Origin of the sequence: Pseudomonas farris (genome assembly GCF_019145235.1) — a bacterium.
Classification (GTDB): domain Bacteria; phylum Pseudomonadota; class Gammaproteobacteria; order Pseudomonadales; family Pseudomonadaceae; genus Aquipseudomonas; species Aquipseudomonas farris.
Window position 1 is genome coordinate 151,170 of sequence record NZ_JAHSTV010000005.1, and the last position, 12,707, is coordinate 163,876.

Annotated in this window: 13 protein-coding genes; 8 read left to right on the forward strand and 5 right to left on the reverse strand. The window is 60.0% G+C overall.

The genetic code is table 11. From position 1 onward, the window contains the following. The first annotated feature begins 7 nt into the window (after positions 1–7). On the forward strand, positions 8–949 hold the full coding sequence (ygfZ, locus tag KVG95_RS11985; RefSeq protein ID WP_217856611.1) for a CAF17-like 4Fe-4S cluster assembly/insertion protein YgfZ: 942 nt from the start codon (positions 8–10) through the stop codon (positions 947–949). A gap of 35 nt (positions 950–984) precedes the next feature. Further along, positions 985–1,806 (forward strand): HDOD domain-containing protein, encoded by an 822-nt coding sequence (locus KVG95_RS11990; RefSeq protein ID WP_123721949.1) that lies wholly within the window; start codon positions 985–987, stop codon positions 1,804–1,806. Between the two features lie 118 nt (positions 1,807–1,924). Here KVG95_RS11990 and KVG95_RS11995 read toward each other — a convergent pair whose 3' ends face one another. Further along, complete coding sequence (locus KVG95_RS11995) at positions 1,925–3,310, reverse strand: sensor histidine kinase (RefSeq protein WP_217856612.1); 1,386 nt, start codon at positions 3,308–3,310, stop codon at positions 1,925–1,927. Beyond that, a complete protein-coding gene (locus tag KVG95_RS12000; protein ID WP_007898613.1) occupies positions 3,303–3,974 on the reverse strand; it encodes a response regulator in 672 nt (223 codons plus the stop codon). Before KVG95_RS12000 ends, KVG95_RS11995 begins: the two co-directional genes overlap by 8 nt. A 234-nt stretch (positions 3,975–4,208) precedes the next feature. Here KVG95_RS12000 and KVG95_RS12005 point away from each other — a divergent pair, with 234 nt between their 5' ends. From KVG95_RS12005 to KVG95_RS12025, 5 genes are read left to right on the forward strand one after another with little or no spacing between them, the layout of a single operon-like run. Further along, on the forward strand, positions 4,209–5,501 hold the full coding sequence (locus tag KVG95_RS12005) for an OprD family porin (RefSeq protein ID WP_217856613.1): 1,293 nt from the start codon (positions 4,209–4,211) through the stop codon (positions 5,499–5,501). A gap of 42 nt (positions 5,502–5,543) precedes the next feature. Then, positions 5,544–6,521, forward strand: coding sequence for a Bug family tripartite tricarboxylate transporter substrate binding protein (locus KVG95_RS12010; RefSeq protein ID WP_217856614.1), 978 nt, complete (start codon positions 5,544–5,546; stop codon positions 6,519–6,521). 58 nt (positions 6,522–6,579) lie between these two features. After that, positions 6,580–7,038 (forward strand): tripartite tricarboxylate transporter TctB family protein, encoded by a 459-nt coding sequence (locus KVG95_RS12015; RefSeq protein WP_123721953.1) that lies wholly within the window; start codon positions 6,580–6,582, stop codon positions 7,036–7,038. Between the two features lies 1 nt (position 7,039). Then, complete coding sequence (locus tag KVG95_RS12020) at positions 7,040–8,554, forward strand: tripartite tricarboxylate transporter permease (protein WP_192344354.1); 1,515 nt, start codon at positions 7,040–7,042, stop codon at positions 8,552–8,554. Beyond that, positions 8,547–9,587, forward strand: a complete 1,041-nt coding sequence (locus KVG95_RS12025) for an AbrB family transcriptional regulator (RefSeq protein WP_123721955.1) — start codon at positions 8,547–8,549, stop codon at positions 9,585–9,587. Before KVG95_RS12020 ends, KVG95_RS12025 begins: the two co-directional genes overlap by 8 nt. A gap of 119 nt (positions 9,588–9,706) precedes the next feature. Here the strand turns inward: KVG95_RS12025 and ung are convergent, their stop codons facing one another. Then, positions 9,707–10,399, reverse strand: coding sequence for a uracil-DNA glycosylase (gene ung, locus KVG95_RS12030; protein WP_008074486.1), 693 nt, complete (start codon positions 10,397–10,399; stop codon positions 9,707–9,709). Positions 10,400–10,531: 132 nt separating this feature from the next. Here ung and dspII point away from each other — a divergent pair, with 132 nt between their 5' ends. Further along, the gene (dspII, locus tag KVG95_RS12035; protein ID WP_217856615.1) at positions 10,532–11,644 is read left to right on the forward strand and encodes an enoyl-CoA hydratase/isomerase DspII; all 1,113 of its coding nucleotides are present in this window, start codon (positions 10,532–10,534) and stop codon (positions 11,642–11,644) included. A 53-nt stretch (positions 11,645–11,697) separates the two neighbouring features. Here dspII and KVG95_RS12040 read toward each other — a convergent pair whose 3' ends face one another. Both KVG95_RS12040 and KVG95_RS29805 read right to left on the reverse strand, forming a co-directional pair. Continuing rightward, on the reverse strand, positions 11,698–12,129 hold the full coding sequence (locus tag KVG95_RS12040; RefSeq protein WP_217856616.1) for a hypothetical protein: 432 nt from the start codon (positions 12,127–12,129) through the stop codon (positions 11,698–11,700). Between the two features lie 208 nt (positions 12,130–12,337). After that, complete coding sequence (locus KVG95_RS29805) at positions 12,338–12,577, reverse strand: hypothetical protein (protein ID WP_225923019.1); 240 nt, start codon at positions 12,575–12,577, stop codon at positions 12,338–12,340. Positions 12,578–12,707: the final 130 nt, after the last annotated feature.

Genomic DNA, 12,707 nt, shown 5'->3' on the forward strand with positions numbered 1-12,707 from the left:
ATGACCCATGGCCGATTCTGCTTTTTTCTGCACCCTGTCTCACGAAGGCGTTCTCGCGGTACGCGGCGCGGATGCCGGCAAATTCCTGCAAGGCCAATTGACTTGCAACCTTGATTACCTGAGCGACACCCAGGCCAGCCTTGGCGCGCGCTGCACGCAGAAAGGCCGGATGCAGTCGAGTTTCCGCATTCTGCTGGAAGGCGACGGTGTGCTTATGGCGATGGCCAGCGAGCTGCTGGAGCCGCAACTGGCGGACCTGAAAAAGTACGCGGTGTTCTCCAAATCGAAACTGACCGATGAAAGTGCCAGCTGGGTTCGCTTTGGCCTTGAGCATGGCGATGCGGCACTGACCAGCCTGGGCCTGGAACTACCGGCTGAAACCGACAGCGTGGTGCGCAATGACGGCCTGATCGCCCTTCGCGTCTCGCCGGATCGCGCTGAATTCTGGGTTCGCGCCGATCAAGCCGACACCATCAAGGGCAAGCTGTCCGCTCTGTTGACCGAAGGTGAATTGAATCAATGGCTGCTGGGCCAGATCCGCGCCGGGATCGGTCAGGTCATGCCGAGCACCCGCGAGCTGTTCATCCCGCAGATGCTCAATCTGCAAGCCGTCGGAGGTGTGAGTTTCAAGAAAGGTTGCTACACCGGCCAGGAAATCGTCGCGCGCATGCAATACCTTGGCAAACTCAAGCGCCGCCTGTATCGCCTGCAGCTGGAAGCCAGCGAATTGCCGGAGCCCGGCACCCAACTGTTTTCCCCGACCCACGGCAGTTCGATCGGTGAAGTGGTGCTGGCCGCCCGCACCGAGCAAAACATTGAACTCCTTGCGGTGCTGCAAGCCGAAGCGGCAGAAGATGGCAACCTGCACCTTGGCGCACACGAAGGTCCGGGCCTGCATCTGCTCGACCTGCCTTACCAACTGGATCGTGATCGCGAAATCCAGCGTTAACAGCAGCATTTGTCGCAATACCCTAGAGAAAAGAAATGATCGAGCTGGCGGATAAGGTCCAACAGGATTTGGTTGAGGCCATCGATAACGATGACCTGGTTCTGCCAACGTTACCGGAAGTGGCCCTGCAGATTCGCAAGGCCGCTGAAGACCCGGAAATCAGTGTCAGCACACTCAGCAAAGTGATTGGCCGCGATACCGCGCTGTCGGCGCGCCTGATCAAAGTGGTCAATAGCCCGTTGCTGCGCGCGACCCAGGAAGTGACTGACCTGCACACGGCCATCACCCGGCTGGGCGTCAATTACAGCAGCAACCTGGCCATTGGCCTGGTGATGGAACAGATCTTCAATGCCCGTTCCGAAGTGGTGGAACAGAAAATGCGCGAGGTCTGGCGCAAAAGCCTGGAAATCGCCGGCGTCAGTTACGCGTTGTGCCGCAGTTATACGCAACTCAAGCCTGATCAGGCGGCGCTCGGCGGGCTCGTGCATCAGATTGGTGTCCTACCGATCCTGACCTATGCCGAAGATCACTATGAATTGCTGTCTGACCCGATCAGCCTCAACCATGTGATCGACCGGATTCATCCGCTGCTCGGCGACAAATTGCTCAGGGTCTGGGAGTTTCCGGAAATGCTGGTGCAATTGCCGGGGCTGTATCTGGATTTCAAGCGGCAATCGGAACGGGTCGATTATGTCGACCTGGTGCAAGTGGCCAGCCTTTACTGCCACAAGGACACCGATCATCCACTGGCCCGTATCGACCCCTTCAGCGTACCGGCCTTCAAGAAGCTGGGGATCGATCCGGAGAACAAGGCGATGTGCAAGGATCTGGAAGAGTCACGCTCGATGTTTTACTGATCAAGACTGCATACCCCCAATCGCGAGCAGGCTCGCTCCCACATTGATCTATCTAACACCGAAGATCTCCTGTGGGAGCGAGCCTGCTCGCGATTGGGCCGGTCCAGACACCACAGGACTACCCCGCAATAAAACTCACCCGCACCTTCAGCCCCGCCTGCTCGCCATCGTGCAGGCTGATCTGCGCCAGGTGAGCACGGCAGATCTCGCCGACAATGGCCAATCCCAGCCCCGATCCGGCCACCTGCTGGTTGCGCCGATAAAAACGCTCGAACACCCGATCCCGCTCTTCAAGAGGAATCCCCGGGCCATCGTCTTCGACCTCCAGCACCGCGGGTGCCATGACCCGCAAAATCACATTGCCGCCCGGTGGCGTGTGGGCCAGCGCATTGTCTACCAGATTGCTCAACAGTTCATTCAACAACGTCGGTTCGCCGCGCAGCCACACCGGTTCGTCGGCCTCCAGCGCCAATGCCACGCCGCGCGCGTGGGCCAGCGGTGCCATCGCCATGCCCAGTTCCCGGGCCAACTGACTGAGGTCGAGCAACTGCGCACCGCCCTCGGCGATTGCCCGGGCGCCGTTTTCGACCCGTGCCAGCGAAAGCAATTGATTGGCCAGGTGAGTCAGGCGATCCGTCCCTTGGGCGGCGGTTTCCAGGGTGCTGCGCCAGATTTCGGGTTCGTTAGACCGCAAGCCCAGTTCGAGTCGTGCCTTGAGCGCCGCCAACGGGGTACGCAATTCGTGGGCGGCGTCGGCGATGAACTGCGCCTGGCGCTCGAACTGCCCGCGCAAACGTTCGGTAAAGTGATTGAGCGCACGCACCAGTGGCCCCAATTCGTGTTGCACTTCCACCAGCGGCAAGGGCCGCAAGTCATCGGGCTGGCGCTCTTCCACCGCCGTGCGCAAGCGCTCCAGCGGACGCAACGCCGCACTGACCGCAAACCACACCATCAGCAACGCACCGATCGCCAGCATGCCCAGACGCAACAACGTGTCGGCCATCAGGCTGCGAGCCATGCGGACCCGCGCTTCATCGGTTTCCGCTACGCGGATTTCCGCCATGCCGTTCATGTTCGGCTCGCTGACCGCTTTGAGCAGGCTGACCACTCGCACGTTCTGCCCTTGATAAGTGGCGTTATAGAAACGCGCCAGCGCCGGATAATCATCGGTGCGCGGCGTTCCCGGCGGCGGCGGTGGCAGGTTTTCGTAGCCCGAGATCAGCTTCTGATTGATGTCATTGACCAGGTAAAAAATTCGCCCGGCGCTGTCGTAGGCGAACGTATCGAGGGCCACGTAAGGCACGTTGGCACTGAGGCTGCCATCGCGCTGGGACAGGCCCGCGGCGATGGTCCGCGCCGAGGCCAGCAAGGTCCGGTCATACGCGGTGTCAGCGGCTTCACGACCGTTCCAGTACGCGCTCAAACCACTGGCGAGCATCAACACCACCAGCAGCAACGCGAGGTTCCACAGCAGCCGCCAACGCAGACTGCTGAGCTTACGCATCTCGGCTTTCCAGCAGATAGCCAAGGCCGCGGAAGGTCACGATGGCTACCGGTTGACCGTCGAGTTTCTTGCGCAAGCGGTGAACGTAGATTTCGATGGCATCGGGACTGGCCTCCTCGTCCAGACCGAACACCTGGGCGGCCAGTTGCTCTTTGCTCATCACCCGACCGGGACGGGCGATCAGGGCCTCGAGCACCGCCTGTTCGCGGGAGGTCAGGGTCAGCAATTCTTCGCCAAGGGTGAAGCGCCGGGTGTCCAGGTCATAGGCCAGCACACCACAACGCTGCTGGCGTTCACCGCCGAGCACACTGCGACGCAGCAAGGCTTTGACCCGGGCCTCGAGCTCTGTCAGCTCGAAGGGTTTGGCCAGGTAATCGTCAGCCCCAAGGTTCAGGCCGTGGACCCGATCCTTGACGTCGCTGCGGGCGGTCAGCATCAGCACTGGCAGGTTCTTGCCCCGGGCCCGCAGGCGCGCCAGCACTTCGAAGCCATCCATGCGCGGCAGGCCGACGTCGAGGATCGCCACGGCGTATTCCTCGCTGCTCAAGGCCAGGTCGGCCGCTACACCGTCGTGCAACACATCCACGGTCAGCCCGGTACTCTTGAGCGCCTGAGCGACACTTTCGGCAAGCTGCAGATGGTCTTCAACGAGCAGAACACGCATGGATCTTTACCTCATTCAGGGATGGTCGACGCCATTCTTTGGCGCGGAGTTTACAGCCGCATCCGTCGCTGTGAAGCCCGAAAACCGTGAAAGTCAGCTGAAAGGTTAGCGAAAGGTTGGCCAGTTAGAGTCCAGCCACGGACAGTTTCGACTGCCGTTGCTAGTGCCCATAGCAGTACGAGAAACGCCTCGAAGCGTTTTCGCCAATAAGAACAATAAACGGAGTACGTCACCATGCTGTCCATGCAGCTTCAGGCTCGTCCGCCTGCTCGTTTTTCCCGTCTCAGCCATACCGCCCTTGCCAGTGCCGCCGCCCTCGCCGGCTTTTCGCCGTTGAGCCAGGCTGCCTTCTTCGAAGACAGTACGGCAACCTTCGAAACCCGCAACATGTATTTCAACCGCGACTTTCGCGACGGCACCAGCGCCCAGCAATCCAAGCGGGACGAATGGGCTCAGGGGTTCATGCTCAATCTGCAATCGGGTTACACCGACGGCACCGTGGGGTTCGGTGTCGATGCGCTGGGCATGCTGGGGGTAAAACTCGATTCAAGTCCGGACCGCACCGGCACAGGCTTGTTGCCGACCCATGACGACGGTCGCGCGGCGGATGAATATTCCAAGCTCGGCCTGACCGGCAAAGTGAAAATCTCCGCCACGGAACTGAAAATCGGCAGCCTGATTCCGGAATTGCCGATCCTAAAAGCCAACGACGGGCGCATTCTGCCGCAGACCTTTGAAGGCGGCCTGCTGACCTCCAAAGAGATCAAGAACCTGACCTTCACCGGCGGGCGTCTGGAGAAAGCCAAGGACCGCGACAGCACCGACTTCGAAGACATCGCGCTCAACAACAAGAACAGCCGCTTCGCCGGAACCGCGGCGGGTAAGCACTTTGACTTTGGCGGCGTGGACTACAAGTTCACCGACAAGATCACCGGCAGCTACCACTTCGCCCAACTCGATGAAGTCTATAACCAGCACTTCCTTGGCGTGGTCGCCTCGCAACCGTTCGGTCCCGGCACGTTCGGCACCGATCTGCGATTGGCCGTCAGTGACGACCAGGGCGCGGCCCGGGGCGGCAAGATCGACAACCAATCCCTGAACGGTCTGGTGAGCTACGCCTTGAGCGGGCATAAATTCAGCGCCGGTTATCAGCACATGTCGGGTGACAGTGCCTTCCCCTACGTCGATGGCAGCGATCCGTACCTGGTCAACTTCGTGCAGATTAATGACTTTGCCGGCGCCGAAGAACGTTCCTGGCAGGCACGTTACGACTATGACTTCACCAAACTCGGCATTCCGGGCCTGAGTTTCATGAGCCGTTACCTGAGCGGTGACAACATCAAGCTCAAGAACGGTGACGAAGGCAAAGAGTGGGAACGCAACACCGAGATCAAATACGTCGTACAAAGCGGCGCGCTGAAAGATGTCGCCGTACGCCTGCGCAATGCCACTTACCGTTCCAACTACTCCGCTCGCGATGCCGATGAAGTGCGTCTGCTGGTGAGCTATAGCGTTGCCCTTTGGTAAACACACGTTCAATAACAATAATGAATGCCCGTGGAGACTCAAATGAACTTATCAATGCGTAAAGTTGCTCTCGCCGCCAGCTGTGTGCTGTTTGCCAGCCAATTGATGGCCGAACCGAAACGTCCGGAATGCATCGCGCCGGCCTCGCCAGGCGGCGGTTTCGACCTCACCTGCAAACTGGCGCAGAGCGCGCTGGTCAACGAAAAACTGCTGACCAAACCGATGCGCGTGACCTACATGCCCGGCGGTGTCGGCGCGGTGGCGTACAACGCGGTGGTCGCTCAGCGCCCCGCCGATGCCGGCACGCTGGTGGCGTGGTCCAGCGGTTCGCTGCTGAACCTGGCGCAAGGCAAGTTCGGTCGTTTCGATGAAACCAACGTTCGTTGGCTGGCAGCTGTCGGTACAAGCTATGGCGCCATCGCGGTGAAAAGCGATTCGCCTTACAAGACCCTGGACGACCTGGTTCAGGCGCTGAAGAAAGATCCGAGCAAAGTGGTGATCGGTTCCGGCGGCACCGTCGGTAGCCAGGACTGGATGCAGACCGCATTGATCGCCAAAGCGGCCGGGATCAATCCGCGCGACCTGCGTTATGTCGCCCTCGAAGGCGGCGGTGAAATCGCCACTGCCCTGCTCGGCGGCCACATCCAGGTCGGCAGCACCGACATCTCCGACTCCATGCCACACATCCAGAGCGGCGACATGCGCCTACTGGCAGTGTTCTCGGAGAAGCGTCTGGATGAGCCGGAAATGAAAGACATTCCGACCGCTAAAGAGCAAGGCTACGACATCGTCTGGCCAGTGGTTCGCGGTTTCTACCTCGGGCCAAAAGTCAGCGACGAAGACTACGCCTGGTGGAAAGGCGCCTTCGACAAACTGCTGGCCTCCGAGGATTTCGCCAAGCTGCGCGATCAGCGTGAACTGTTCCCGTTCGCCATGACCGGTCCGGAGCTGGACACCTACGTCAAGAAGCAGGTCGCGGACTACAAAGTGCTGGCCAAAGAGTTCGGCCTGATCCAGTGATCGCCTCTGTCTAGCGGCCACGACCCCGGTTCTTGGGGTCGTGGCCCAGGAGTTCCTCATGCTCATACAACGCATTTTTGCTTCGGTGCTGTTGCTGGCCTGTATCGGCCTGGCGCTGATGGCGTGGCCGTATCAAGCGGCTTTTTCCTACGAACCGGTTGGGCCTCGAGCCTTCCCCCTGCTGATGCTCGGCCTGATGGGCCTGGCGTTGCTATACATGGTGTTTCGACCGGCGCCGATCGTGCACAGCGACGATGACCCGAAACTGGACCGCGAAACCCTGACCAAAATCGGCATTTGCGTGCTGCTGTTGCTGGTGTTCGCCGGGACCTTCGAACCCCTTGGTTTCATCGTCGCAAGCATTCTGATCGGTGTCCCGATGGCGCGCCTGTATGGCGGCCGCTGGCTGCCCAGTACAGTGATCATCAGCCTGATGGCTATCGGTCTTTATCTGCTGTTCGACAAGTTGATGGACGTGCCACTGCCGCTAGGCGTGCTCGACGTTCTGGAGAACTGATATGGATACTCTTGGCTATTTGGGTCAGGGCTTCGGCGTCGCGCTGACCCCGTACAACCTCGTGACCGCGCTGTGCGGCACCCTGATCGGCACCGTCGTCGGGCTGTTGCCGGGGCTGGGTCCGATCAACGGCGTGGCGTTGCTGATTCCGATCGCATTCGCCCTCGGCCTGCCACCGGAGTCGGCGCTGATCCTGCTGGCGGCGGTGTACCTGGGTTGCGAATACGGCGGCCGGATCAGCTCGATCCTGCTGAACATCCCGGGCGAAGCCTCCACCGTAATGACCACTCTCGACGGTTACCCGATGGCCCGCAAAGGGCTGGCCGGTGTAGCGCTGTCGCTGTCGGCGTGGAGTTCGTTCATCGGTGCATTCATCGCGACTTGCGGCATGGTGTTGTTCGCCCCGCTGCTGGCGAAATGGGCGATTGCCTTCGGACCGGCAGAGTATTTCGTACTGATGGTGTTTGCGATTGTCTGTCTCGGCGGCATGGCCGGCGACCGACCGCTCAAGACCTTCATTGCGGCGCTGATCGGTCTGTTTCTGTCGAGCGTCGGGATCGATGCCAACAGCGGCGTATACCGTTTCACCGGGGATAACATTCACCTGACGGACGGCATTCAGTTCGTCGTACTGGTATTGGGCCTGTTCTCCATCAGCGAAATCCTCCTGCTGCTGGAAAAAACCCATCGCGGCCAGGAAGCGGTGAAAGCCACCGGGCGCATGATGTTCAATTTCAAGGAAGCCTCGGCGGTGTTCGTGGTGAACATCCGTTGCGGTTTGCTGGGTTTCATCATGGGCGTGTTGCCGGGTGCCGGTGCGACGTTGGCCAGCGCTGTGGCCTACATGACCGAGAAACGTATCGCCGGCGCCAAGGGCACGTTCGGACAAGGTGACATGCGCGGCCTCGCGGCTCCGGAAACCGCCATCGGTGGCGCCGCCTGCGGTGCACTGGTGCCGATGCTGACTCTCGGCGTTCCGGGCTCAGGTACCACGGCGGTGATGATCGGCGCGCTGTCGTTGTACAACATCACCCCTGGCCCGCTGTTATTCCAGCAGCAACCGGACATCGTCTGGGGCCTGATCGCGTCGTTGTTCGTCGCCAACGTGATGCTGGTGATCCTCAACATTCCGATGATCCGCATCTTTACCCGCATCCTCGCCGTGCCAAACTGGGCGCTGGTGCCGGTGATCGCGATCATCACCGGGATCGGTGTCTACGCGGTGCATGCCACCACGTTCGACCTGTTTCTGATGATCGGCATCGGTATTTTCGGCTACATCCTGCGCAAGCTGGACTTCCCGTTGTCGCCGGTACTGCTGGGTTTCATCCTTGGTGGTCTGATGGAGCAAAACCTGCGTCGCGCGCTGTCGATTTCCAACGGTGCGCTGGAAATCCTCTGGTCGAGCCCGATTACGTTCGGTTGCTGGGTACTGACCGCAATCATGTTGCTGATGCCGCTGCTGCGTATCTGGCGCAAACGTTCGGTCGCCCGGCGCGCTATCGCCGATGTCTGATCGGCCCCCCTTCAAAAGCTGGTGGGGAACACCGCTGGTCGGTCTGCTGGGCGGTTACCTCGCCAGCCAGATCGGCTGGCCACTGCCGTGGATGGTCGGCTCGTTGCTGGCGATCATCCTGGTGCGCTGTCTGACACCCTGGCAATTGGCGGAAATCCCTGGCGGCCGCAAGTGCGGCCAGTGGATCGTCGGCATCGGTATCGGCCTGCACTTCACCCCAGTGGTGATGGAGCAGGTACTGAGCCACTTCGGTTTGATCTTCTTCGGTGCGCTGGTTACCAGCCTGTCCGCCGTGGTGGGGGTCTGGTTGATGCGGCGCACCGGGGAAGATCGCGCTACTGCATTCTTTTCCAGCATGCCCGGCGGCTCCGGGGAGATGGTCAACCTCGGCGCCCGCAACGGCGCGGTGCTCAGCCGGGTCGCGGCGGGACAGAGTTTGCGGGTGTTGGTGGTGGTGCTGTGTGTGCCGGCGGCGTTCAAATATCTGTTAGGCGACGGTGCGCCGGTCTTGCATCCAACGACCGTCGACTGGTGGTGGCTGGCCATTCTGTTCCCGGCGGGCGCCCTTGCCGCCTGGATCTGGGAGCGTCTGCGACAACCCAATCCCTGGCTGTTCGGACCGTTGCTGGTGACTGCGACGGTGAGCATTGCTTGGGACCTGCACATCGGTCTGCCCAACGGCGGCAGTCAGATTGGCCAGTGGTTGATTGGCAGCGGGTTGGGGTGTCACTTCAATCGACAGTTCTTCCGGCGGGCACCGTCGTTCATGGGCCGAACCCTGCTTGGCACGGTGTTGACCATGTTGATCGCCACGCTGGCGGCGTTGGGTTTGAGCGCGCTGACCCATCTGGATCTGCGTTCGCTGACCTTGGGCATGATGCCCGGCGGAATTGCCGAAATGAGCCTGACGGCGGAGACCCTGCAATTGTCGGTACCGTTGGTGACAGCGATGCAGGTGATGCGGTTGTTGTTTGTATTGTTTCTGGCGGAGCCGTTGTTTCGGTATTGGAACCGGGAGCCGGATTCTCCCTGATAGACCGAGTCGCCTGCTTCGCGAGCAAGCCCGCTCCCACATTAGACCGAGTTGTCCAGGCATACACGGTCTAATGTGGGAGCGGGCTTGCTCGCGAAGGGGCCCTCCCGGTCAACACATCAGACCGACGGCAATCGCCACTCGATCGGCGTCTCGCCATTCTGCTCCAGAAACTTGTTCGCCCGGCTGAAGTGCCCGCATCCGAGGAAGCCGCGATAGGCGGACAGCGGCGACGGGTGGACCGAGGTCAGCACCAGGTGTTTGGTGGCGTCAATGAGTTTCTGCTTGCTCTGGGCATGCGCGCCCCATAGCAGGAACACCAGATGTGGCTGATGCTCGCTGACCACTTCGATAATCCGGTCGGTAAAATATTGCCAGCCCTTGCCCGCATGGGCGTTGGCATTCGCGCGTTCCACGGTCATGGTGGTGTTGAGCATCAACACGCCCTGCTCTGCCCAACTCTGCAGGTAGCCATGGTTGGGAATGTCGATGTTCAGGTCGCGCTTCAACTCTTTATAGATGTTCACCAGCGATGGCGGTGCCGGAACCCCTGGTTGCACCGAGAAGCACAACCCATGGGCCTGGCCCGGGCCGTGGTAAGGGTCTTGACCGAGAATGACCACTTTGACCTTGTCCAGCGGCGTGGAATTGAGCGCGTTGAAAATCATCGGTCCGGGTGGATAGATCTCTTTGCCCGCCGCGCGCTCCTGTTGCAGGAATGTGCGCAACTCTGCCATGTAAGGCTGGTCGAATTCGGCACGCAGTGCCTCCTTCCAGCTCGGTTCGAGTTTGATACGGTCGTCAGCAGTCATGGTTACATCCGGCAAAAACAATGGGGCGAACCCTAGGAAACCCTATCTCCCTTGTCAATTGATCTGACGCAGATCCGGCACTTTCCTATAGAGCGATCATACTGAACGCTCAATTTCCCGATCGAGGTCACGATGAATCTGCACTTCGAAGAACTCACCGGCACCGACGGCGCACGCATCGGCATCGCCAGCCTGGATGCCGAAAAGTCCCTCAACGCCCTCTCCTTGCCGATGATCAACGCCTTGCGCGATCAACTGGACGCCTGGGCCAAGGAGCCACAGATCGTTTGCGTGCTGCTGCGCGGCAATGGCGCCAAGGCTTTTTGCGCCGGCGGTGAAGTACGCAGCCTGGTGGAGGCGTGTCGCGCCCATCCCGGCGAAGTGCCACCCTTGGCCGCAAACTTCTTTGCGGCAGAATATCGCCTCGACTTCAACCTGCACACCTACCCCAAACCGCTGATCTGCTGGGGTCATGGTTACGTGCTGGGGGGTGGCATGGGGCTGCTGCAAGGGGCGAGCATTCGGATTGTCACGCCGAGCAGCCGGTTGGCGATGCCGGAGATCGGCATCGGCTTGTACCCGGATGTCGGCGCCAGTTGGTTTCTGTCGAGATTGCCCGGCAAGCTCGGATTGTTTCTCGGCCTGACCGGTGCCCAGATGAACGGTCGTGATGCGATCGATCTGGACCTCGCCGACCGCTTCCTGCGCGATGATCAACAGCATGAGCTGCTCGAAGGTTTGCTGCAATTGAACTGGCAGGAACAGACAGCCATGCAGCTCAACAGCCTGCTCAAGGCCTTGCAGCAGGAAGCCATTGCGCAGATGCCCGAAGCACAGTGGCTGCCTCGACGCGAGCAGATCGACGAACTGTTGGATGTCAGCGACGTTCGTTGCGCCTGGAAGGCCATCAGTGCGCTGCACGATCATTCTGACCCGTTGCTCGGTCGTGCCGCCAAGACCATGACTGAAGGCTCACCCCTGACCGCCCATCTGGTGTGGGAACAGATCGCTCGCGCCCGGCATCTATCGTTGGCTCAAGTCTTTCAGATGGAATACACCATGAGCCTTAACTGCTGCCGTCATCCGGAGTTCAGCGAAGGCGTACGAGCGCGGTTGATCGACAAGGACCAGAAACCTCGCTGGCACTGGCCGGATATCAACACGGTGCCGGAGGCGGCGGTGGAGGCGCATTTCCATAAAGTCTGGGAAGGCCGGCATCCTTTGGCTGATCTCTCGGAATACTAAGAATCAGACACAAAAAAAGCGGCGCTTCATGCGCCGCTTTTTTATTGAGTGGTTTACCGGTGGTTGCCTCGGCCATCCCGATCGCCATTACGGTGATCGCCCCGACCGCCGCGGTGACGGCCATCCCAGCCGCCACGATCACGACGGTCATGACGGTCCCATCCACGATTCTGATAGACCCGGTAATCTGCTCGTGGCGCCGGCTGGTAATAGCGCGGTGCCGATTGATAAACCCGCGGCTGGTGGTAATAACGCGGCGTTGGCTGGTAATACCGTGCTGGCGGTGAGTAATACCTGCGCGGGGCCGAGTAGTAACGCCCGTCGGAGTAATAAGACCCGCCACCGGAGTAATACGGCGCTGGGGACGTGTAGACATCAGAACGGTAGTAGCTGCCTCCTCCATCGGAATAGGGTACGCACGCACCAAGAAACAATCCCGATAGAGCAATCAGCAGAATTTGGTGGAGCTTTTTTTGACAGAGCATGGCGGCCTCCTGGACCGCGAGTGAGCCATACCAGCGACGCTGGCAGGCGACAGTCAATTGTTCACAACTGTCGAAAGATCAGACAGTGAATTCAGAATCTGGTGCGCTCCAGCAACACGTTGAAACAAGTAGCCGATGAAAGGTTTTTCATCTTTTCAAAAAAACGGCGCGTCCGTGAGCCGGACGCGCCGCTGTATTGATGAGCTGATTAACGGTGCCCGCGATGATGTCCTCCGTGGTGATGACGGGGATGTCCACCGTAGTAAAAATAGCGATAGCCCCCGTAAAAACGCGGGCCGCCGTAGTAGTAAGGAGAGTAGTAATAGCCAGGGTAGTAATAAGGTGTCGAATAAACGTCGGCACCCCCTACGTAGTAATAGCAGCCGGACAAGCCCAGACCCAAAAACACACAGAGCAGTATTCGGCGGAGCTGTTTTCGACAGAGCATGGCGGCCTCCTGGAAGACCCGCAACAGCAGTCGGCACAGGCCGGCTGACACCTGTTTTGACTTTCAAACCGGTACCGAGTGCCAGAGAGCTTCGGCCTTCAGATCAGCGGCCACTGCGTCCATCTACGGT

Coding starts and splice junctions, on each gene's coding strand:
- ygfZ (WP_217856611.1), top strand. CDS start 8: ATGGCCGATTCTGCTTTTTTCTGCACCCTGTCTCACGAAGGCGTTCTC.
- KVG95_RS11990 (WP_123721949.1), top strand. CDS start 985: ATGATCGAGCTGGCGGATAAGGTCCAACAGGATTTGGTTGAGGCCATC.
- KVG95_RS11995 (WP_217856612.1), bottom strand. CDS start 3,310: ATGCGTAAGCTCAGCAGTCTGCGTTGGCGGCTGCTGTGGAACCTCGCG.
- KVG95_RS12000 (WP_007898613.1), bottom strand. CDS start 3,974: ATGCGTGTTCTGCTCGTTGAAGACCATCTGCAGCTTGCCGAAAGTGTC.
- KVG95_RS12005 (WP_217856613.1), top strand. CDS start 4,209: ATGCTGTCCATGCAGCTTCAGGCTCGTCCGCCTGCTCGTTTTTCCCGT.
- KVG95_RS12010 (WP_217856614.1), top strand. CDS start 5,544: ATGAACTTATCAATGCGTAAAGTTGCTCTCGCCGCCAGCTGTGTGCTG.
- KVG95_RS12015 (WP_123721953.1), top strand. CDS start 6,580: ATGCTCATACAACGCATTTTTGCTTCGGTGCTGTTGCTGGCCTGTATC.
- KVG95_RS12020 (WP_192344354.1), top strand. CDS start 7,040: ATGGATACTCTTGGCTATTTGGGTCAGGGCTTCGGCGTCGCGCTGACC.
- KVG95_RS12025 (WP_123721955.1), top strand. CDS start 8,547: ATGTCTGATCGGCCCCCCTTCAAAAGCTGGTGGGGAACACCGCTGGTC.
- ung (WP_008074486.1), bottom strand. CDS start 10,399: ATGACTGCTGACGACCGTATCAAACTCGAACCGAGCTGGAAGGAGGCA.
- dspII (WP_217856615.1), top strand. CDS start 10,532: ATGAATCTGCACTTCGAAGAACTCACCGGCACCGACGGCGCACGCATC.
- KVG95_RS12040 (WP_217856616.1), bottom strand. CDS start 12,129: ATGCTCTGTCAAAAAAAGCTCCACCAAATTCTGCTGATTGCTCTATCG.
- KVG95_RS29805 (WP_225923019.1), bottom strand. CDS start 12,577: ATGCTCTGTCGAAAACAGCTCCGCCGAATACTGCTCTGTGTGTTTTTG.